9 protein-coding genes and 3 rRNA genes are annotated in these 22,544 nt (G+C 67.9%); 3 read left to right on the top strand and 9 right to left on the bottom strand.

The annotated features are described in order from the left end of the window. Positions 1-202: 202 nt before the first annotated feature. Complete coding sequence (locus tag BR98_RS18430; protein ID WP_051971111.1) at positions 203-4,762, bottom strand: hybrid sensor histidine kinase/response regulator; 4,560 nt, start codon at positions 4,760-4,762, stop codon at positions 203-205. Positions 4,763-5,277: 515 nt separating this feature from the next. On the opposite strand from BR98_RS18430, the gene BR98_RS18425 reads away from it, so the two are divergent. After that, positions 5,278-7,839, top strand: coding sequence for a SpoIIE family protein phosphatase (locus BR98_RS18425; protein ID WP_035846091.1), 2,562 nt, complete (start codon positions 5,278-5,280; stop codon positions 7,837-7,839). Between the two features lie 292 nt (positions 7,840-8,131). Further along, complete coding sequence (locus tag BR98_RS18420; RefSeq protein ID WP_035846089.1) at positions 8,132-8,698, top strand: acetate uptake transporter; 567 nt, start codon at positions 8,132-8,134, stop codon at positions 8,696-8,698. Between the two features lie 59 nt (positions 8,699-8,757). On the opposite strand, the gene BR98_RS18415 is transcribed toward BR98_RS18420, so the two are convergent. From BR98_RS18415 to BR98_RS18385, 7 genes are all read right to left on the bottom strand, one after another. Next, a complete protein-coding gene (locus tag BR98_RS18415; RefSeq protein WP_083976712.1) occupies positions 8,758-9,603 on the bottom strand; it encodes a phosphatase PAP2 family protein in 846 nt (281 codons plus the stop codon). 111 nt (positions 9,604-9,714) lie between these two features. Next, positions 9,715-9,831: ribosomal RNA gene (rrf, locus tag BR98_RS18410) — 5S ribosomal RNA — on the bottom strand. Positions 9,832-9,917: 86 nt separating this feature from the next. After that, a 23S ribosomal RNA gene (locus tag BR98_RS18405) occupies positions 9,918-13,037 on the bottom strand. Between the two features lie 280 nt (positions 13,038-13,317). Next, positions 13,318-14,839: ribosomal RNA gene (locus tag BR98_RS18400) — 16S ribosomal RNA — on the bottom strand. Together the 16S, 23S and 5S rRNA genes form the textbook arrangement of a ribosomal RNA operon. 649 nt (positions 14,840-15,488) lie before the next feature. Continuing rightward, complete coding sequence (locus tag BR98_RS18395; RefSeq protein WP_051969901.1) at positions 15,489-17,042, bottom strand: CoA-acylating methylmalonate-semialdehyde dehydrogenase; 1,554 nt, start codon at positions 17,040-17,042, stop codon at positions 15,489-15,491. A gap of 138 nt (positions 17,043-17,180) precedes the next feature. Beyond that, complete coding sequence (locus BR98_RS18390) at positions 17,181-17,639, bottom strand: hypothetical protein (RefSeq protein ID WP_035846087.1); 459 nt, start codon at positions 17,637-17,639, stop codon at positions 17,181-17,183. Between the two features lie 68 nt (positions 17,640-17,707). Next, positions 17,708-19,228: a gamma-aminobutyraldehyde dehydrogenase gene (locus BR98_RS18385; RefSeq protein ID WP_035846085.1), complete on the bottom strand. Its 1,521-nt coding sequence runs from the start codon at positions 19,226-19,228 to the stop codon at positions 17,708-17,710. Between the two features lie 204 nt (positions 19,229-19,432). Between BR98_RS18385 and BR98_RS18380 the strand changes: the two genes are divergently transcribed. Further along, the gene (locus BR98_RS18380; RefSeq protein ID WP_035846083.1) at positions 19,433-21,076 is read left to right on the top strand and encodes a PucR family transcriptional regulator; all 1,644 of its coding nucleotides are present in this window, start codon (positions 19,433-19,435) and stop codon (positions 21,074-21,076) included. 1 nt (position 21,077) lies between these two features. Here the strand turns inward: BR98_RS18380 and BR98_RS18375 are convergent, their stop codons facing one another. Beyond that, the gene (locus BR98_RS18375) at positions 21,078-22,436 is read right to left on the bottom strand and encodes an aspartate aminotransferase family protein (protein ID WP_035846081.1); all 1,359 of its coding nucleotides are present in this window, start codon (positions 22,434-22,436) and stop codon (positions 21,078-21,080) included. Between the last annotated feature and the right edge of the window lie 108 nt (positions 22,437-22,544).

Raw genomic sequence — 22,544 nt, 5'->3', positions numbered from 1 at the left:
CCTGTTTTCCGCGCGACGGCACCCGTGTACCGCCTGCCACCGACCCGGTCATGCTAGCCGCACCCCCTTGCCCAGCCCTATCGGATGACCGAAGGCGGCGGCATGCACCTGCAGACCGTCGTCGTCCGGTTACTGTTCGCAACGATGAGTGACCCTAGCGGGTTCCCGGTCCGGCCCGCCAGTAAACGCCGATGTCCGTGGGCTAACCGCGCGCCCCCAGCCACTGGCGCATCACGCCGAGCAGGTGGTCGGTGTCCACCGGCTTGGTGACGTGGTCGGAGGCACCCGCCTCGATGCTCTTCTCCCGGTCGCCCTTCATCGCCTTGGCGGTCAGCGCGATGATCGGCAGCCCGGCGAACTGCGGCATCCGACGGATCGCCTCGGTCGTCGCGTAGCCGTCCATCTCCGGCATCATGATGTCCATCAAGACCAGCGCCACGTTCTCGTGCTGCTCCAGGACCTCGATGCCCTCGCGGCCGTTCTCCGCGTACAGCACGGTCAGCCCGTACTGTTCCAGAACGCTGGTGAGCGCGAAGACGTTGCGCACATCGTCATCTACGATCAGCACTTCCTCGCCTTCGAAGCGGCCTTCGAATCGCCCGTCGAACCGGCTGTCGGACTGCTCGACGCCGCCGCTGCGGGAGCTGGACGCCGCCTCGGCGCGGGCCGTCGGCACCGCCTCCGGCCTGGCGGCGGCCTCGGCCGCGCGCCGTCGCTCGGCCGCGTCCCGGCGCCGCTCCAGGGCCAGCTCGCGAACCTCCTGCGCCCAGTGCTCGGCCGGGTTGCTGCCCACCGGCACCGGCTGCCTGGTCGGCGTCACGCCCACCGCGGCCCGTGCCGAGCCGTTGCCGGCCGGCAGTGCCGGGGTGCCGGAGCGCTCCAACGAGATGCCGGGGGCCTCGCTGTGCAGCGGCAGGTAGAGCGTGAAGGTGCTGCCGACGCCCAGCTCGCTCTCGGCGTGGATCTCGCCGCCGAGCAGCCGGGCGATCTCCCGGCTGATCGACAGGCCCAGGCCGGTGCCGCCGTACTTGCGGCTGGTGGTGCCGTCGGCCTGCTTGAAGGCCTCGAAGATCTCGCGCAGCTTGTCCTCGGGGATGCCGATCCCGGTGTCGGTGACCGAGAAGGCCACCAGCGCCGCGTCCGGGTCGTCGATCTGCCCGGACTCCAGCAGCTGCTCCTGCACGTGCTGCGGCACGTTGTGTCCGGAGGGGCGGATCTCCAGGCGCACCGCGCCGCCGTCGGTGAACTTCACCGCGTTGGAGAGCAGGTTGCGCAGCACCTGCTGCAGCCGCTGCTCGTCGGTGTGCAGGGTCGGCGGCAGCTCGGGCGAGACGGTGACGGTGAAGTCCAGGCCCTTCTCGGCGGTCAGCGGGCGGAACGCCGCCTCCACGTAGTCGGTCAGCTGGACCAGCGCGATCCTGGCCGGGCGGACGTCCATCTTGCCGGCCTCGACCTTGGACAGGTCGAGGATGTCGTTGATCAGCTGCAGCAGGTCGGAGCCGGCGCCGTGGATGGTGTCGGCGAACTCGACCTGCTTGGCCGACAGGTTGCCCTCGTTGTTGTCGGAGAGCAGCTTGGCCAGGATCAGCAGCGAGTTGAGCGGGGTCCGCAGCTCGTGCGACATGTTGGCGAGGAACTCGCTCTTGTACCGGGAGGCGAGCGCGAGTTGCTCGGCGCGCTCCTCCAGCACCTTGCGGGCCTCCTCGATCTCGCTGTTCTTGATCTCGATGTCGCGGTTCTGCTGGGCCAGTTGCTCGGCCTTCTCCTGGAGCTCCTCGTTGGTGCGCTCCAACTCCTCCTGGCGGGCCTCCAGTTCGGCCGACCGCATGGAGAGCTCGGCGGTCAGGCGCTGGGACTCCAGCAGTAGCCCCTCGGTCTTGGTGTTGACGCTGATGGTGTTGACCGTGACGCCGATCAGGTCGGCGATCTGGGTCAGGAAGTCCATCACCACGGTGGTGAAGGAGCTGAAGGTGGCCAGTTCGATCACGCCGAGCAGCCGGCCCTCGAAGAGCACCGGCAGCACCACCACGTGGGCCGGCTGGGACTCGCCGAGCGCGGAGGAGATCCGCAGGTAGCCGGGGGGCGCCTCGGTCAGGCTGATCGGGCGCTTCTCGATCGCGGCCTGGCCGACCAGCGACTCACCGGGCCGGAAGGTGGTCGGCATCGAGCGGCGCTGGTAGCCGTAGGAGCCGATCAGGCGCAGCACGGTGTCCGACTCGTCGTCGTCCTCGGTGAGCATCTCGGCGGTGCGGCCGGCCGGTTGGGCCAGGAAGAAGGCGCCGTGCTGGGCCGAGACGGCCGGGGTCAGCTCGCTCATGATCAGCGAGGCCACCGCCTCCAGGTCCCGCCGGCCCTGCAGCAGGCCGGAGAACCGGGCGATGTTGGTCTTGTGCCAGTCCTGCTCCTGGTTGGTGCGAGTGGTCTCGCGCAGGTTGGCGATCATCTGGTTGATGTTGTCCTTGAGCTCGTCGATCTCGCCGGAGGCGTCGACGTCGATCCGCAGGGACAGATCGCCCCTGGTCACCGCGGTGGCCACCTGGGCGATCGCGCGGACCTGCCGGGTCAGGTTGTTGGCCAGCTCGTTCACCGACTCGGTGAGGTCCTGCCAGGTGCCGTCCACCCCGGGTACCCGGGCCTGGCCGCCGAGCCGCCCGTCGGTGCCCACCTCGCGGGCGACCCGGGTGACCTCGTCGGCGAACGCGGACAGCTGGTCGACCATGGTGTTGATGCTGGTCTTGAGCTCCAGGATCTCGCCGCGGGCGTCCACGTCGATCTTCTGCGAGAGGTCGCCGCGGGCAACGGCGGTGATCACCAGGGCGATGTTGCGGACCTGGCCGGTGAGGTTGTTGGCCATCTGGTTGACGTTGTCGGTCAGGTCCTTCCAGATGCCGGCCACGCCCGGCACGTCCGCCTGGCCACCGAGGATGCCGTCGGTGCCGACCTCGCGGGCCACCCTGGTCACCTGGACGGCGAAGGCGCTCAGCTGGTCGACCATCGTGTTGAGGGTGCCGGCCAGGGCCGCGACCTCGCCCTGCGCCTCGATGGTGATCTTCTTGGAGAGGTCGCCGCGGGCCACCGCGGTGGCCACCTCGGCGATGTTGCGGACCTGACTCGTCAGGTTGGACGCCATGAAGTTGACGTTGTCGGTCAGGTCCTTCCAGATGCCCGAGACACCGCGCACCCGGGCCTGGCCGCCGAGGATGCCCTCGGTGCCGACCTCGCGGGCGACCCGGGTCACCTCGTCGGCGAAGGCGCTCAGCTGGTCGACCATGGTGTTGACGGTGGTGACCAGTTCGAGGATCTCGCCGCGAGCGTCGACGGTGATCTTCTTGGAGACGTCGCCGAGCGCCACTGCGGTGGTGACCTCGGCGATGTTGCGAACCTGACTAGTCAGGTTGGACGCCATGAAGTTGACGCTGTTGGTCAGGTCCTTCCACGTCCCGGAGACGCCGGGCACGGTGGCCTGGCCGCCCAGGATGCCCTCGGTGCCGACGTCCCGGGCCACCCTGGTGACCTCGTCGGCGAAGGCGGAGAGCTGGTCGACCATGGTGTTCATGGTGTTCTTCAGCTCGAGGATCTCGCCGCGGGCGTCGACCTGGATCTTCTGCGACAGGTCACCGCGGGCCACCGCCGTGGTCACCTGCGCGATGTTGCGCACCTGGTCGGTCAGGTTGTTGGCCATGAAGTTCACCGAATCGGTGAGATCCCGCCACACCCCCGCGACCCCGGGCACCTGCGCCTGACCACCGAGACGACCCTCGGTCCCCACATCCCGCGCCACCCGCGTCACCTGCGCGGCAAAGGCGGAGAGCTGGTCGACCATGGTGTTGATGGTGTTCTTCAGCTCGAGGATCTCGCCGCGGGCGTCGACCTCGATCTTCTGCGACAGGTCACCACGGGCCACCGCCGTGGTCACCTGCGCGATGTTGCGCACCTGGTCGGTCAGGTTGTTGGCCATGAAGTTCACCGAATCGGTGAGATCCCGCCACACCCCCGCGACCCCGGGCACCTGCGCCTGACCACCGAGACGACCCTCGGTCCCCACATCCCGCGCCACCCGCGTCACCTGCGCGGCAAAGGAGTTCAGCTGGTCCACCATCGTGTTGACGGTGTTCTTGAGCTCCAGCATCTCGCCGGCCACGTCGACGGTGACCTTGTGCGAGAGGTCGCCCTTGGCGACCGCCGTGGTCACCTCGGCGATGTTGCGCACCTGCGCGGTCAGCCGACCGGCCATGGTGTTGACCGAGTCGGCGAGGTCCTTCCAGCTGCCGGACATCGAGCGCACCCGGGCCTGGCCGCCGAGCTTGCCCTCGGTACCCACCTCGATGGCCACCCGGGTCACCTCGTCGGTGAACTCCGAGAGCTGGTCGACCAGCCCGTTCACGGTCCGGCCGACCTTGAGGAACTCGCCGCGCAGCGGGTGGCTGCCGCCGTCCGGCTGGTTGGACCGCAGTTCCATCCGCTGGTCCAGGTCGCCCTCGGCGATCGAGGCGAGCACCCGGCCCACCTCGGCCATCGGACGGGCCAGGTCGTCGATCAGCGCATTGCAGTTGTCCACCGCCGAGGCCCAGGCGCCCTCGCCCGCACCGTTCTCCAGCCGCGCCGTCAGCCGCCCCTCGCGGCCGACCGCGCGGCGCACCCGGGCCAGCTCGCCGGTCAGGTGCTGGTTGCGCTCGGCCACCTCGTTGAACATGGCGGCGATCTCGGCCATCGGCCCGTCGCCGGGCACGGTGAGCCGGCGGCGGAAGTTGCCGTCACGCATCGCGGTCAGCGCGCCGAGCAGCTTGCGCAGTTCGGCGGGCTCAGCCCCGCGGTTGTGGCCCGAGCGGCGCCCGGCCGCGCCTCGGGGCGCGGCGGCCGAGCGCGCGCCGCGCGCGGCGGCCGCGCTCTTTGGCCCGGTGGAGTTCTGCGGGGCAGCGTCCTTGGTGGCCGAACTCAACGGGACCCTCCCACGTCGCGGACTGGCTTGGTTTCCGCGGGACCGGCCCTGAGCGCCGCTCCTGCGGATCCCCCAGTCTGACAGCACCCACCGACGGAGTTGACCCCCTTTGCGCAGGCTCACACCGATGTGAGGGCCCTGTGGTGGGCAGAATCACTCCGTGGGGCCTGTTTCGCTCCCCCTTACCACCGGGAAGCCAGCCAGAAAGTAGTGTGGCAGCCGGAAAGTAGGGTGGAGCGCTGCACCTCGCCCTGGCCCCACCCCCCGGGGCACCACCGACTGCCCCCGGTGGCAGCAGGCGCCGAGCAGCCCTAGCCGAACCAGAGGAGAAGCAGCCCGTGGTCACCGCGCGCGCAGCCGCCACCTTCGAGCCGGACGGCCGGTCGGCATCTGCCGCGCGCGGGTTCGTTCGCGACGCGCTGCTGGGCTGGGGACTGCCCGAGGTGGTGGACGACGCCGTCGTCCTGGTCAGCGAGCTGGTCACCAACGCCGTCGTGCACGCCGGCACCGCGGCCGAAGTCAGTTGTCTGCGCGAGACGGACTCGGTCCAGATCGGCGTCACCGACCGCCACCCCGAGCGCGGACTGCCCGCCTTCGCCGCCACCCCCGCCACCAGCGACGCCGGCGAGGCCGTCTCCGAGCACTTCGCCGACGCCGAGGGCGAGGGCGGCCGCGGGCTGCTGATGTGCTCGGCGCTCTCCAGCCGTTGGGGAGTGGAGTACGCGGCCGGGCAGAAGACCGTCTGGTTCCGGCTGCCGCTGCAGCGCGCCCTGCCCGGCACCCGCTACGCACTGCCGCAGGCACCCGGCGAGGTGCTGCCCAGCACCGACGGGCCGGTGCTGGTCGCGGTCGTCCAGCTGGACGCCGAGGGCCGGGTGCGGGCCTGGAACGCCGACGCCGAGGGTCTGTTCCGTCGCAGCTCCACCGAGGTGCTCGGCCGCGCCTGGGCGGACCTGGTGGTCTGGCCGCAGTCCCCCGCCGGCGGCCTGACCGAGGTACTGCGGCTGGCCCGCTGGGAGGGCGTCTTCGGGATCCGGCGGGCCGACCAGCGGACGATCGAGGTCTACGGCTCCCAGGTCCGGGTGCTGGACGCGACCGGCACCCCCGCCACGCTCTGCCTGGTGGTCCAGGAACGCGACCGTGCCGTGCTTCGGGCCCCCGAGCGCCTCGCGGCGGCCGGCAGCCCGGCCACCGGCGGGATCGAACCGCTGGAGCTGCTGCTCGAGGCGATGCCGGCTGACGATCTGTCAGGACTGCTCCAGCAGACCGTGGAACGCGCCCGCGACCTGCTCGACGGCGACGCCTCCTACCTGCTGCTCACCACCGAGGACGAGAGCGAGTTCGAGGTGCGGGCGGCCACCGGGCTGCCCGCCGGCCGCGCCAAGAACGTCCGGATCCCGGTGGACGCCGGGCACGGCCGCTACGACTCGGCCCGGCTGCCCGCCGTGCATGAGGACCTGTCGGTGCGGCCGAACGCCGTCCCGCTGCTGGCCGGCACCGGCCTGCGCTCGCTGATCACCGTGCCACTCAAGGTCGAGGGCCGACTGATCGGCTCACTCGCGGTGGCCGCCGGACGGCCCGGCCAGTACGACAACGAGCAGGCGCTGCGCCTGCAGTTCGCCGCCGACCGGATCGCCCTGACCGTCGAGAACGCCCGACTCGCCGAACGGGAGCGGCTGCGCCGCGGCGCGCTCTCCTTCCTGGTCGAAGCCTCAGACCTGCTGGCCGGCACCCTGGAACACGAGCAGACGCTGGCCCTGCTGGCACAGATGGCGGTGCCCACCCTGGCCTCCTGGTGCGCCGTGCACACCCTCGCCGAGCACAGCAAGCTCGCCGAACTCGCCTTCGTGCTGCACGAGGACGAGGACCGGATCGACCCGCTGCGCGCCCTGCTGCGCCGCACCCCGGCGCCCGCCGCCATCGCCACCGCCGGGACCGCCTTCTGGAGCGGGCCGGCCGAGGCGGTCACCGGCGCCGAGCCCAGCGGACTGATCGGCGAGACCGTGGTGCTGCCGCTGTCCGCCCGAAACCGGGTGATCGGCCTGCTGGTGCTCGGCACCCGGGCCGGGGTGTCGTTCCGTCAGGACACCCTGGAACTGGCCGAGGACCTGTCCCGCCGCGCCGCGCTGGCGATGGACAACTCCCGGCTCTACTCAGAGCGCAACGCCACCAGCCAGGCGCTGCAGCGCAGCCTGCTGCCGCCGGAGCTGCCGAAGATCCCGGGCGTCGAGGTGGAGGTCTTCTACCAGGCCGCCGGCGAGGGCAACGAGGTCGGCGGCGACTTCTACGACCTGTTCTCGATCCGTGAGGGCACCTACGGCTTCGCGATCGGCGACGTCTGTGGCACCGGACCGCAGGCCGCCTCGGTCACCGGACTGGCCCGCAACTCGCTGCGCCTGCTGGCCCGGGAGGGCCTGGACGCACCGCAGGTGCTGACCCGGCTGAACCGGGCGATCCTCGACGAGGGCAGCCGCGGCCGCTTCCTCACCCTGCTCTACGGCGAGTTGACGCCCCGCCCGGACGGCCACACCGAGCTGAGCCTGGTCTGCGCCGGGCATCCGCTGCCGCTGCGGCTGCGGACCGACGGGCAGGTGACTGCGGCGGCGAGTTCGCAACCGCTGCTCGGGGTGCTGGAGGACCTGGAACTGACGGCCGAACAGGTGCTGTTGGAGCCGGGCGACGTGCTGCTCTGCGTGACCGACGGGGTGACCGAGCGGCGAGAGGGCCTGCGGATGCTCGGCGAGGACGGGCTGGCCGAGGTGCTCACCGGGTGCACCGGGCTGACCGCCGGAGCGGTGGCGGCGCGGGTGCAGCGGGCGGTGGAGCGGTTCGCGCCCGAGCCGCCCTCGGACGACATGGCGATCATCGCGCTGCGGGTACCGCTCCAGCGGCAGGGCTGAGGGCCCTGACCGCCGTGACGGTCCTGATGGCTCGTCATGTGACAAACCAACAAATTCTACGATTCACAAGGGTACAAGCGGCGTCCGTGCGGGTAGAGACCTGCTAGTCAGGGAAGTCCACTGATCACCGGGCCCGATGCGGCCACCGCGACGGTTGTCGGATCCCGCCGCCGCAGTCACCCTCCCCCATCTCCCACGCGGCCCCGCGCGCCCGCATCTCTGCGCACGGACACAGCAGGGCCATGCCCGGAACATCCTCCGTACACGGAACATGAAATGAAAGGAGCCTCCGGTGAGCAGTGACGCTTCCGGGGCCAACGCCCGACCCGCATCCCTCGACGCGGGCCCACTCGGACACCTCGCACTCGGCCTGACCCTTCTCGCCTACGGCCTGCTGCAGACCGGGATCCTGCACGGAACCGGCGTCGCCGACGCCGCCGGCCTCGCGCACCTGGTCGGCGGGGTCGCGCTGTTCATCGCCGGCCTCTGGCAGTTCCGCTCCGGCGACACCTTCGGCGGCACCGCCTTCGCCGGGCTCGGCGCCTTCTGGGCCGCCTGGGCAGCGGGTGCTGGAGCGGCCGGCGGCAAGAACGCGGCGGGTCTCTTCCTGCTCCTCTGGGCGTTGCTGGCCCTCACCCTCGCGGCCGCGAGCTGGCAGTCCGGCCTGTTCAGCCGGGGGGTCTACGGCCTGCTGACGGTCGCCCTGCTGCTCGGCGCGATCGGCACCTTCGGCAGCACCGGCGGGCTGGTCAAGGCGGCCGGCTGGGTCGCCGCAGTGGCCGGCCTGGTCAGCTGGTACTGGGCCACGGCCGCGCTCACCAACAGCGGCTGGGGCCGGGCGGCCCTGCCGATGAAGTGAGAGCCGAAGCAGTGACCTCGGGGAAATGACCTCGAAGCAGTGACCTCGAGGAAATGACCTCAGCGCACTGAGGTCAGCGGGCGGGGTCGGTTGGGGGTCTCCCCACCGGCCCCGCTCCGGCGTGCCACCCGCACCCGGCGGGCGCCGTACTGCGCGGCGTACGCGAGCATCAGCAGCCAGACCGCCACCAGACCGTCGGCCCAGAAGTGGTTGGCGGTCATCACCACGACCGCGATGGTCAGCGCCGGGTGCAAGAGGATCAGCCAGCGCCAGGGCGAGCGGGCCACCACGATCACCACGACGGCCACCAGCACGCACCAGGCCACATGGACGGACGGCATCGCGGAGAGCTCGTCCGCGTGCATGCCGCCGATTCCGCCGGCGTAGACGGACTGGCCGTACTGGGCCGCCACGTCGACGAAGCCGCGGTCCGGCAGCATGCGCGGCGGCGCCACCGGAATGAACTGGATCAGCAGGCAGGCTGCGGTCACCAGGACCACGGTGGTCCTCACCCAGGCGTACCGGGCGCGGTGGCGTACGAAGACCCAGAGCAGCAGTGCGATCATCACGCCGAAGTGCATGATCGCGTAGTAGTAGTTCGCCAATCGGACCAGCACCGGATAGGGCATGATCGCCTGCTGCCAGGAGGCCTCGTCCGGCAGGCCGACTCGCAACTCGGTGCGGTGGATCCACTCGGCCCGGTCGAGTGCGTGGTCGGTGGACATCAGCGAGAGCTGGCCGACCAGTTGCCAGAGCGCGAAGAGAGCGAGCAGCGTACCGGCCTCACGCAGCACGGCCACCACATGGCGATGGGTCGGTGCAATGCGGTGCACGGCGTACGAGGCACCCAGCAGAGCTGCCGCCGTACCGCCGGCGCTCTGGTAGGAAAGGGTCAGGTTCTGCAACGCCGTGTGCCTCTCCAGCTGCCCGACTGTGTGCCAGAGAGGGTAGCGCGCGGCCCCGGAAAAGCGGAAAAGCCCCGTCCATATCCTGGACAGGGCTTTTCCTGAATGATTGTTCGGCGGCGTCCTACTCTCCCACAGGGTCCCCCCTGCAGTACCATCGGCGCTGTAAGGCTTAGCTTCCGGGTTCGGAATGTAACCGGGCGTTTCCCTCACGCTATGACCACCGAAACACTATGAAACTGTCGCCGCACCATCCCCGTGACCAAACGGGATGGGGTCGTTGTTTCAGAACAACACAGTGGACGCGAGCAACTGAGGACAAGCCCTCGGCCTATTAGTACCGGTCAGCTCCACCCATTACTGGGCTTCCACATCCGGCCTATCAACCCAGTCGTCTACTGGGAGCCTTACCCTCTCAAGGAGATGGGAGTGCTCATCTCGAAGCAGGCTTCCCGCTTAGATGCTTTCAGCGGTTATCCCTCCCGAACGTAGCCAACCAGCCATGCCCTTGGCAGGACAACTGGCACACCAGAGGTTCGTCCGTCCCGGTCCTCTCGTACTAGGGACAGCCCTTCTCAACACTCCTACGCGCACAGCGGATAGGGACCGAACTGTCTCACGACGTTCTAAACCCAGCTCGCGTACCGCTTTAATGGGCGAACAGCCCAACCCTTGGGACCTACTCCAGCCCCAGGATGCGACGAGCCGACATCGAGGTGCCAAACCATCCCGTCGATATGGACTCTTGGGGAAGATCAGCCTGTTATCCCCGGGGTACCTTTTATCCGTTGAGCGACGGCGCTTCCACAAGCCACCGCCGGATCACTAGTCCCTGCTTTCGCACCTGCTCGACCCGTCGGTCTCACAGTCAAGCTCCCTTGTGCACTTACACTCAACACCTGATTGCCAACCAGGCTGAGGGAACCTTTGGGCGCCTCCGTTACCCTTTAGGAGGCAACCGCCCCAGTTAAACTACCCACCAGACACTGTCCCTGATCCGGATCACGGACCCAGGTTAGACATCCAGCACGACCAGAGTGGTATTTCAACGACGACTCCACCAAGACTGGCGTCAAGGCTTCAAAGTCTCCCACCTATCCTACACAAGCCGAACCGAACACCAATATCAAGCTATAGTAAAGGTCCCGGGGTCTTTCCGTCCTGCTGCGCGAAACGAGCATCTTTACTCGTAATGCAATTTCACCGGGCCTATGGTTGAGACAGTCGAGAAGTCGTTACGCCATTCGTGCAGGTCGGAACTTACCCGACAAGGAATTTCGCTACCTTAGGATGGTTATAGTTACCACCGCCGTTTACTGGCGCTTAAGTTCTCAGCTTCGCCCCACCGAAATGGAGCTAACCGGTCCCCTTAACGTTCCAGCACCGGGCAGGCGTCAGTCCGTATACATCGCCTTACGGCTTCGCACGGACCTGTGTTTTTAGTAAACAGTCGCTTCTCGCTGGTCTCTGCGGCCGGCCCCAGCTCGGGCAGCAAGTGCCTCCACCAGTTCCGGCCCCCCTTCTCCCGAAGTTACGGGGGCATTTTGCCGAGTTCCTTAACCATAGTTCACCCGAACGCCTCGGTATTCTCTACCTGACCACCTGAGTCGGTTTGGGGTACGGGCCGCCATGAAACTCGCTAGAGGCTTTTCTCGACAGCATAGGATCATCCACTTCACCACAATCGGCTCGGCATCAGGTCTCAGCCTTAAAGAGTGGCGGATTTGCCTACCACTCGGCCTACACCCTTACCCCGGGACAACCACCGCCCGGGCTGGACTACCTTCCTGCGTCACCCCATCGCTCACCTAATACCCTGTCGGATCAGCGGCTCCACCACGTCCCTTTGTCCGAAGACTCCGGGCCGGCTTCACGGCCTTAGCATTCAGAGGTTCAGCGTTGGCGCTTCAAAGCGGGTACGGGAATATCAACCCGTTGTCCATCGACTACGCCTGTCGGCCTCGCCTTAGGTCCCGACTTACCCTGGGCAGATCAGCTTGACCCAGGAACCCTTGGTCAATCGGCGCAAGAGTTTCCCACTCTTGTATCGCTACTCATGCCTGCATTCTCACTCGTATCCCGTCCACGACTCGATTCCTCGGCCGCTTCACCCGGAACACGACGCTCCCCTACCCATCCACAGCGTCGTTGGACGTATTCTGTGAATGACACGACTTCGGTGGTGTGCTTGAGCCCCGCTACATTGTCGGCGCGGAATCACTTGACCAGTGAGCTATTACGCACTCTTTCAAGGGTGGCTGCTTCTAAGCCAACCTCCTGGTTGTCTCTGCGACTCCACATCCTTTCCCACTTAGCACACGCTTAGGGACCTTAGTCGGTGTTCTGGGCTGTTTCCCTCTCGACCATGGAGCTTATCCCCCACAGTCTCACTGCCACGCTCTCACTTACCGGCATTCGGAGTTTGGCTAAGGTCAGTAACCCGGTGAGGCCCATCGCCTATCCAGTGCTCTACCTCCGGCAAGAAACACGTGACGCTGCACCTAAATGCATTTCGGGGAGAACCAGCTATCACGGAGTTTGATTGGCCTTTCACCCCTAACCACAGGTCATCCCCCAGGTTTTCAACCCTGGTGGGTTCGGTCCTCCACACGGTCTTACCCGCGCTTCAACCTGCCCATGGCTAGATCACTCCGCTTCGGGTCTTGGGCATGCAACTCAAACGCCCTATTCGGACTCGCTTTCGCTACGGCTACCCCACACGGGTTAACCTCGCTACACACCGCAAACTCGCAGGCTCATTCTTCAAAAGGCACGCAGTCACGGCCCACCAGCAAGCTGGCGAACGACGCTCCCACGGCTTGTAGGCACACGGTTTCAGGTACTATTTCACTCCGCTCCCGCGGTACTTTTCACCATTCCCTCACGGTACTATCCGCTATCGGTCACCAGGGAATATTTAGGCTTAGCGGGTGGTCCCGCCAGATTCACACGGAATTTCTCGGGCTCCGTGCTACTTGGGAGAAGCTCAAGTGAGCCGCTAATGTTTCGTCTACGGGGGTCTTACCCTCTACGCCGGACCTTTCGCATGTCCTTCGACTACACCAACGGTTTCTGACTCACCCAGCCGCCGGCAGACGACTGAAGAACTTTCCCACGACCCCGTATCGGCAACCCCTGCCGGGTCTCACACCAATACGGTTTAGCCTCATCCGGTTTCGCTCGCCACTACTCCCGGAATCACGGTTGTTTTCTCTTCCTGCGGGTACTGAGATGTTTCACTTCCCCGCGTTCCCTCCACGCACCCTATGTGTTCAGGTGCGGGTGACAGCCCATGACGACTGCCGGGTTTCCCCATTCGGACACCCCCGGATCAAAGCTCGGTTGACAGCTCCCCGGGGCCTATCGCGGCCTCCCACGTCCTTCATCGGTTCCTGGTGCCAAGGCATCCACCGTGCGCCCTTAAAAACTTGGCCACAGATGCTCGCGTCCACTGTGCAGTTCTCAAACAACGACCAGACACCCACCTACACCACCCGAAAACGAGTACTGTCCGTGGGACCGGCATCCTCGAGGTTCAGACCATACGGCCGTTCCCTCAGGACCCAACAACGTGCCCGACACACCAGACTCAAGAACGCTTTCCACGCCGAAGCAGTACTCACGAACCATCACCCAGTGTGCCGAATAGTCAACGTTCCACCCATGAGCAACCACTCGAAGGCATTCGCTCCGAGCTGGCCATGTGCTCCTTAGAAAGGAGGTGATCCAGCCGCACCTTCCGGTACGGCTACCTTGTTACGACTTCGTCCCAATCGCTGGTCCCACCTTCGACGGCTCCCTCCCAAGGGTTAGGCCACCGGCTTCGGGTGTTACCGACTTTCGTGACGTGACGGGCGGTGTGTACAAGGCCCGGGAACGTATTCACCGCAGCATGCTGATCTGCGATTACTAGCAACTCCAACTTCATGGGGTCGAGTTGCAGACCCCAATCCGAACTGAGGCCGGCTTTTTGGGATTCGCTCCGCCTCGCGGCATCGCAGCCCTTTGTACCGACCATTGTAGCACGTGTGCAGCCCAAGACATAAGGGGCATGATGATTTGACGTCGTCCCCACCTTCCTCCGAGTTGACCCCGGCAGTCTCCTGTGAGTCCCCACCACCCCGAAAGGCGTGCTGGCAACACAGAACAAGGGTTGCGCTCGTTGCGGGACTTAACCCAACATCTCACGACACGAGCTGACGACAACCATGCACCACCTGTATACCGACCACAAGGGGGCGACTATCTCTAGCCGTTTCCGATATATGTCAAGCCTTGGTAAGGTTCTTCGCGTTGCGTCGAATTAAGCCACATGCTCCGCTGCTTGTGCGGGCCCCCGTCAATTCCTTTGAGTTTTAGCCTTGCGGCCGTACTCCCCAGGCGGGGAACTTAATGCGTTAGCTGCGGCACCGACGACGTGGAATGTCGCCAACACCTAGTTCCCAACGTTTACGGCGTGGACTACCAGGGTATCTAATCCTGTTCGCTCCCCACGCTTTCGCTCCTCAGCGTCAGTAATGGCCCAGAGATCCGCCTTCGCCACCGGTGTTCCTCCTGATATCTGCGCATTTCACCGCTACACCAGGAATTCCGATCTCCCCTACCACACTCTAGCCTGCCCGTATCGAATGCAGACCCGGGGTTAAGCCCCGGGCTTTCACATCCGACGCGACAGGCCGCCTACGAGCTCTTTACGCCCAATAATTCCGGACAACGCTCGCACCCTACGTATTACCGCGGCTGCTGGCACGTAGTTAGCCGGTGCTTCTTCTGCAGGTACCGTCACTTGCGCTTCTTCCCTGCTGAAAGAGGTTTACAACCCGAAGGCCGTCATCCCTCACGCGGCGTCGCTGCATCAGGCTTTCGCCCATTGTGCAATATTCCCCACTGCTGCCTCCCGTAGGAGTCTGGGCCGTGTCTCAGTCCCAGTGTGGCCGGTCGCCCTCTCAGGCCGGCTACCCGTCGTCGCCTTGGTAGGCCATTACCCCACCAACAAGCTGATAGGCCGCGGGCTCATCCTGCACCGCCGGAGCTTTACACCCAGAACCATGCGGTCCCAGGTCATATCCGGTATTAGACCCCGTTTCCAGGGCTTGTCCCAGAGTGCAGGGCAGATTGCCCACGTGTTACTCACCCGTTCGCCACTGATCCACCCCGAAGGGCTTCACCGTTCGACTTGCATGTGTTAAGCACGCCGCCAGCGTTCGTCCTGAGCCAGGATCAAACTCTCCGTGAATGTTTTCCCGTAATCGGGTCGACACCCGCGCAGAGCGGCACGACAATCAGCGGAATAGGCCGACCCCGTGCACTGCGTCCTCGCTAGTGTTTTACTTCAAAAGGAATCTCCAACCCCGATCAAGCGATCGAGGCCAGGGATGTCAACATATCTGGCGTTGACTTTTGGCACGCTGTTGAGTTCTCAAGGAACGGACACTTCCTTCAAGCCGCTCTCGCAAGCTCTCCGGGCATTCGTTTCAGTGTTACTGCGTTCTTACTTCGTAAAGCTTATCAGATCCGAGTCTGTGCTCTTTCCCGACTTCGCTTTCGTCTTCCGCGACCTGACGGCCCGTCCGACGTGTTGAACTTTAGCCGATCCCCGCCCCGAAAGGCGAATCCAGCCACAATCCATATAAACGTGCACGCCGAATAGGCACCGACCCGCGACAAAGCGCGACCCGGTACGGATCAGAAGTGCTGGTTCAAAGGATTGGCCGCCCCGGGACCGTCCGCGTAGATACGTGTCCGGTGCTCCCTGCCGAGCGACTAGGACACGCTACGCCTTCCCGCGCCCAGGTGCAAACAGAGTCGGCCGGCCCGCCCGCGGAGCGGGTGGGCCGGCCGACTGACCTGGTCTCAGCGCCTCAGCATCTCAGCACCTCAGCACCTCAGCTGTTCGTCGGGAAACCGAGGTTGATCCCGCCGTGCGACGGGTCCAGCCAGCGCTGGGTGACCGCCTTGCCGCGGGTGAAGAACTGCACCCCGTCCGGTCCGTACGCGTGCGAGTCGCCGAAGAGCGAGGCCTTCCAGCCGCCGAAGGAGTAGTAGGCCACCGGCACCGGGATCGGCACGTTGATACCGACCATGCCGACCTCCACCTCGTGCTGGAAGCGCCGGGCGGCGCCGCCGTCGTTGGTGAAGATGGCGGTTCCGTTGCCGTAGGGGTTGGAGTTGATCAGCTCCAGGCCCTCCTCGTAGGAGGCGACCCGCACCACCGAGAGCACCGGGCCGAAGATCTCGTCGTTGTAGACGGACATGCCGGGCTTCACGTGGTCGAAGAGGGTCGGGCCGAGCCAGAAGCCGTCAGCCGTGGTCTCGCCGTTGGCGTCCTCGCCGGCGATGGTGTGCTTTCGGCCGTCCACGGCCAGCTCCGCGCCGTCGGCCACCCCGGACTCGACGTAGGAGGTGACCTTGTCCCGGTGCTGGCCGGTGACCAGCGGACCCATCTCGGAGTCGCCGTTGCAGCCGGGCCCGACCTTGAGGGTGGCCATCCGCTGCTTGATCTTGTCGACCAGCTCGTCGCCGATCGGGTCGACCGCCACCAGCACCGAGACCGCCATGCAGCGCTCGCCGGCTGCGCCGAAGCCGGCGTTGATCGCGGCGTCGGCGCTCAGGTCCAGGTCGGCGTCGGGGAGCACCAGCATGTGGTTCTTCGCGCCGCCGAGGGCCTGCACGCGCTTGCCGTAGCGGGTGCCGGTCTCGTAGACGTAGCGGGCGATGGGCGTGGAGCCGACGAAGCTGACCGACTTGATGTCGGGGTGCTCCAGCAGGCGGTCGACCGCGACCTTGTCGCCGTGCACCACGTTGAAGACGCCGTCCGGCAGACCGGCCTCCTTCCACAGCTCGGCGATGAAGTTGGCCGCCGAGGGGTCCTTCTCGGAGGGCTTGAGGACCACCGTGTTCCCGGCCGCGATGGCGATCGGGAAGAACCACATCGGCACCATCGCCGGGAAGTTGAACGGCGAGATGATGGCGACCGGGCCGAGCGGCTGGCGGATCGAGTAGACGTCGATGCCGGTGGAGGCCTGCTCGGTGAAGCCGCCCTTGATCAGCTGCGGGATGCCACAGGCGTACTCGATCACCTCCTGGCCACGGGCCAGTTCGCCGAGCGCGTCGGAGTGCACCTTGCCGTGCTCGGCGACGACGATCGAGGCCAGCTCCTCCTTGCGGGCGTTGAACAGCTCGCGGAAGGCGAAGAGCACCGAGGTGCGCTTGGCGATCGAGGCGTGCCGCCAGTCGGCGAAGGCGGCGGAGGCCGCGGCGACCGCCTGGTCCACCTCGGCGTTCTCCGCGAAGTCCACCTGGCCGGAGATCCGACCGGTGGCCGGGTCGTAGATGTCGCCACGGCGCGGCGCGGCGCCGGCCGTCGGTACCGGCGCTCCGTCGATCCAGTGGATGACGTGCTTCTTCGCGCTGCTCTGGCGCTCAGTGGGCTTGCTCACGGTCGTCTGCCTCCAAATCACGGGCTCGATTCCAGTCTGGTCCCCGGATCGCGGCTGCTCAACGAGCACACTGACGGTGATAGCTCGTTTGGCCTTACACCTCGTAGTAGCTGCTGGGCACGGCCTGCGTCGGCTGCCTCAGAGGTGCTCTCCCGGCCCACCGAGGGTGGCCGCCGCCTCGTGCAGGGCCAGCTCCAGAGCGATCGGGTCGACCAGCCGGCCGGAGCCGTCGGGCGGCGCCAGCCAGCGCAGTCCACGCCCGCGTCTGCCGGGGTGCGGGACCACCACCCAGGTGCCCTCGCCGGCGCCGCGGACCCCGGTGCCGATCCAGCGGTCGACGGTGCCGACCGGGACCAGGAACCCGGCCGTGTCGTCGCCCGGGTCCAGCAGCGCCGGTCCCGGGCCGGGCAGGCGGTCCAGCAGGCGCAGCGCGGGAAGCCCTAGCCGGGCGGGGACGATCAGCACGTCCCACAGCCGCCCGGCGGGGAGCAGCGCCAGCCCGAGCGTGCTCCGCTCCCACTCCCGTCGGCAGGCCTCGGGGTCGGGGGCTGCGGCCGCGAGCCAGGCCACCGCGCTGCTGGGTTCGGTGCTGTCCATGGCCCGCCCTTCGCTCTGCTCACCTGTCATCAGGGAGAGCGGGCCCGGCCACGACTCTTACACGACTGTCAGCCGCGGTCTCCGAAGATCGTGCGGTGCCAGTCCTTCCTGGCCACCGCCGTGGTGTCGAACATGACGTGCTTGAGTTGGGTGTACTCGTCGAGCGAGTACTGCGACATGTCCTTGCCGTAGCCGGAGGACTTGTAGCCGCCGTGCGGCATCTCGCTGATGATCGGGATGTGGTCGTTGACCCAGACGCAGCCGGCCGCGAGCTCCCGGGTGGCGCGCAGCGAGCGGTGCACGTCGCGGGTCCAGGCGGAGGCGGCCAGACCGTAGGGGGTGTCGTTGGCCAGCCGCAGGCCTTCGTCGTCGCTGTCGAAGGGCAGCACCACCAGCACCGGGCCGAAGATCTCGCCCTGCACCACCTCGCTGTCCTGGCGCACGTCGGTGATCAGGGTTGGCTGGTAGTAGGCGCCTCGGGTGAGGTCGGTGCCGTCGTGGCCGGTCTTGGGGCGGCCGCCGCCGGTGACGATGGTGGCGCCGTAGCCGCGGGCCCGGTCGACGAAGCCGGCCACCCGGTCGCGGTGGGCGTAGGAGACCAGCGGGCCGAGGTCGGTCTGCGGGTTGCGCGGGTCGCCCAGTCGGATCGCGGCGAAGAGTTCGGCGACGCCGGCCACGAACTCGGCGTAGAGCGGGCGCTGCACGTAGGCGCGGGTGGCGGCGGTGCAGTCCTGGCCGCTGTTGATCAGTGCGCCGGCCACCGCGCCGTGCACGGCGGCCTCGAGGTCGGCGTCCTCGAAGACCACGAACGGGGCCTTCCCGCCCAGTTCCAGGTGGGTGCGCTTGACGGTGGCGGTGGCCAGTTCGGCGACCCGCTGCCCGACTCCGGTGGAGCCGGTGAAGGAGACCATGGCCACGCCGGGGTGGGCGACGAGCCGCTCGCCGGCGTCGCGGCCGGCGCCGGTGACCACGTTGACCACGCCGTCGGGGATGCCCGCCTCGGTGCAGGCGCGGGCGAACATCAGCGAGGTGAGCGGGGTGAGTTCGGCGGGCTTGAGGACGATGGTGTTGCCTGCCGCGATGGCCGGCAGGATCTTCCAGGCGGCCATCTGCAGCGGGTAGTTCCACGGCGCGATCGAGCCGACCACGCCGATCGCCTCGCGGCGGACGTAGGAGGTGTGGTCGCCGGAGTACTCGCCGGCGGCCTTGCCCTCGAGGTTGCGGGCGGCGCCGGCGAAGAAGGCGGTGTTGTCGATGGTGCCGGGGACGTCGAACTCGGTGGAGAGCTTGATCGGCTTGCCGGTCTGGGCGGTTTCGACCTCGGCGAACTCGGCGGCGTGCTCGGTGAGCACGGCGGTCAGCCGCAGCAGGGCCTCCGAGCGGGTGCCGGGGGTGGCGCGGGACCACTCGGGCAGGGCGGCCGCGGCGGCGGCCACCGCGGCGTCCACGTCCTCGGTGGAGGCGAGCCGGACCTGCTGGACGGTGCTGCCGTCGGCCGGGTTGACCACGTCGAAGGGCTCGAACCCGGTGCCGATGGTGGCTCGGCCGCCGATGTACTGCGCACCGTCCGTGAAATTGCTCAGCGCCATGGGTCGCTTCTCCTCCATAGGTCCATTCCACTCGCTTCGATGCCGCCGACCCTTCCCGCCGCAGGGAAGCCGGGCAAGGGTCACTCCGACAGCCGAGCGGCGAAGCGGTTTACAAGGTGCTAACCGCGCGCAGGGGTGACAGGTCGTCACGGGGCTGCATGATTCACCTGACACCCTGCACCCCCGCTGCTTGGAGGACCCATCGTGTTGCCCACCGTCGCCCGTGTTCTCGATCTCGACGTGATGCGCCGCGGCCTGCCGCAGGTGGTGGCCGGGGCCGACCGGCTGGAGCAGCCGGTGCGTTGGGTGCACGTGAGCGAGCTGCCGGACGTGGCGGGCATGCTGCAGGGCGGCGAGCTGGTGCTGACCACCGGGATCGCACTGCCGGAGGACCGGGAGGGGCTGGCTCGCTATGTCCGGGAGCTGGTGGAGATCGGCGTCGCGGGTCTGGTGGTGGAGTTCGGCCGGCGGTACTTCGACACGCTGCCGCGCGCTCTGGTGCACGCGGCGGAGCAGCGCGGGCTGCCGCTGATCGTGCTCCGCCGGGAGTTGCGCTTCGTCGCGGTGACCGAGGCGGTGCACGCGCTGGTGGTGAACGCGCAGTTGGAGCAGCTGCGGGCGTCCGAGGCGGTGCACCAGGTCTTCAACGAGCTGGCGGTGGAGGGCGCCGAGCCCACCGAGGTGCTGCGGCAGATCGCCCGGATGGCGGGGCGTCCGGTGGTGCTGGAGAACCTGAGCCACCAGGTGCTGGCGCACGATCCGGCCGGGCGCACCGAGGACGAGCTGCTGGAGAACTGGGAGCGCCGCTCGCGCGCGGTGCGCCCGAGCGGCCGGACCGGGCACGACCCGCGCAGCGGCTGGTTGGTCACCACGGTCGGCGCCCGGGGTGAGGACTGGGGGCGGCTGGTGCTGGTGGACGATCCGGGGGCGCTGCCCGGCCAGGAGTCGCATCCGGCGACCATGCTGCTGGAGCGCGGTGCCGCGACCCTCGCGCTCAACCGGCTGCTGGTGCGCGACCGGGAGAGCCTGGAGCGGCAGACCCACCGCACCTTGCTGTCCGGGATCCTGACGCACGCGCTGACGGTCTCCGAGGTGGCGCTGCGGGCCCAGGCACTGGGTGTGCCGTTGGAGGGCCGGCGGCTGGTCGGCGTGGTGCTGCGCCGGCGCGGCGGGCCGCTGCCGGCGGCGCTGGAGGCCCAGGCCCGGCTGCGGGACTTCACCGAGCTGGCGGCCGGCGCGGCCCGGGCCAGCCGGTTGGCCGCGCTGGTCGGCGCGCTGGACGACGAGGGGGTCGGGCTGCTGATCGCGCTCGGGTCGCAGCAGGACGAGCATGCGGCGTTGGAGAGCTTCGCGGCCTCGCTGCGCCGGCTGGTCGCGGACAGCGGCAAGGAGTCGGCGCCGCCGGTGGTGGCGGTGGGCTCCTCGGTGGGTTCGGTGCGCGACGCCCGGCGCACCCTGATGGAGGCGACCCAGGTGGCGGACGCGGCGCTGCACGACGCGCCGGGCGCGCGGGCCGCCTCGTACTACCGGCTGCCGGACGTGCGGCTGCGCGGCCTGCTGCATCTGCTGCGTGACGACGCGCGGCTGCAGACCTACGTGGAGCGCGAGTTGGGGCCGTTGCTGGCGCATGACGCGGAGCACGGCTCGCAGCTGGTGCAGTTGCTGCGGGTCTATCTGGAGCAGGGGCGCAACAAGTCGGCCGCGGCAGACGCTGCGCATCTGTCGCGGCCGAGCTTCTACGACCGGTTGCACAAGGTGGAGCGGATCCTGGCGGTGGACCTGGACCAGGTGGAGTCCTGTCTCTCCCTGCACGTGGCCCTGCTGGCGCTGGACGCCGTCCGACGGTGAGTCAGTTGACGTGCGCGTCGGCCACGGTGAGGGCCTCGTCCAGGGCGGCGAGGCCCGCCTTGGCCTCCTCGGCGGTGACGGTGCACGGGGGCACCACGTGGAACCGGTTCATGTTGGTGAACGGCCACAGACCGCGCTTCTTGCAGGCCGCCGCCAGTTCGGCCATCGGCGCGTTGGCGGCGCCGGCCGCGTTGTAGGGGACCAGCGGCTCCCGGGTGGACCGGTCGCGGACCAGGTCGAGCGCCCAGAAGACGCCGAGGCCGCGCACCTCGCCGATGGACGGGTGGCGCTCCGCCAGCTCGCGCAGGCCGGGGCCGAGCACGGTCTCGCCGATCAGCTTGGCGTTCGCCACGATGCCCTCCTCGGCCATCGCGTTGATGGTCGCCACGGCGGAAGCGCAGGCCAGCGGGTGCCCGGAGTAGGTCAGGCCGCCGGGGAACGGGCGCTCGGCGAAGGTGGCGGCGATCTCGGCGCTGATCGCCACCCCGCCGAGCGGCACGTAGCCGGAGTTGACGCCCTTGGCGAAGGTCAGCAGGTCGGGGACGACGCCCCAGTGGTCGGCGGCGAACCACTCACCGGTGCGGCCGAATCCGGCCATCACCTCGTCCAGGATGAAGACGATCCCGTAGCGGTCGCAGATCTCCCGGACCCCAGCCAGGTAGCCGGCCGGCGGGATCAGGATGCCGGCGGTGCCGACCACGGTCTCCAGGATGATCGCGGCGACGGTCTGCGGGCCCTCGAAGGCGATCGTCTGCTCGAGGTGGGCCAGCGCGCGCTCGCACTCCTGCGCCTCGTTCTCGGCGTGGAAGGCGGAGCGGTAGGTGTACGGGCCCCAGAAGTGCACCACGCCGGAGGTGCCGGTCTCGTTCGCCCAGCGGCGCGGGTCGCCGGTCAGGGCGATCGCGTTGGCGGTGGCGCCGTGGTACGAGCGGTAGGTGGACATCACCTTCTGGCGGCCGGTGTGCAGCCGGGCCATCCGGATCGCGTTCTCGACGGCCTCGGCACCGCCGTTGGTGAAGAAGATCTTGTCGAGGTCTCCGGGGGTGCGCTCGGCGATCAGCCGGGCCGCCTCGCTGCGCGCCTCGACCGCGAAGCCGGGCGCCATGGTGCAGAGCTTGCCGGCCTGCTCCTGGATCGCGGCGACCACCTTGGGGTGCTGGTGGCCGATGTTGGTGTTCACCAACTGGGAGGAGAAGTCGAGGTAGCGGTTGCCCTCGTAGTCCCAGAAGTAGGAGCCCTCGGCACCGGCCACCGCGAGGGGGTCGATCAGGGCCTGGGCGGACCACGAGTGGAAGACGTGCGCGCGGTCGGCGGCCTTGACGGCCTGCCCGGCGGCGGGATCGGCAGTGGGGATGCTCATACCCGCCAGCGTAAGGAAGCGGAGCGGGCCCGTGCAGCGGCATCTTGTCAGGTGGTCTGCGGGCGAGCCTGACATCGTGGAAAGGGCCCAGGAGGCGGTCCTCCTGGG

It is taken from the genome of Kitasatospora azatica KCTC 9699 (assembly GCF_000744785.1).
GTDB lineage: Bacteria > Actinomycetota > Actinomycetes > Streptomycetales > Streptomycetaceae > Kitasatospora > Kitasatospora azatica.
Note: the sequence above shows the minus strand (reverse complement) of the source record. Positions and strands in the feature narration are given on the sequence as shown.

What these genes read in the sequence shown, in the direction of transcription:
- BR98_RS18430 (WP_051971111.1), bottom strand. Translation starts at nt 4,762, where the DNA reads ATGCGTGACGGCAACTTCCGCCGCCGGCTCACCGTGCCCGGCGACGGG.
- BR98_RS18390 (WP_035846087.1), bottom strand. Translation starts at nt 17,639, where the DNA reads ATGGACAGCACCGAACCCAGCAGCGCGGTGGCCTGGCTCGCGGCCGCA.
- BR98_RS18385 (WP_035846085.1), bottom strand. Translation starts at nt 19,228, where the DNA reads ATGGCGCTGAGCAATTTCACGGACGGTGCGCAGTACATCGGCGGCCGA.
- BR98_RS18375 (WP_035846081.1), bottom strand. Translation starts at nt 22,436, where the DNA reads ATGAGCATCCCCACTGCCGATCCCGCCGCCGGGCAGGCCGTCAAGGCC.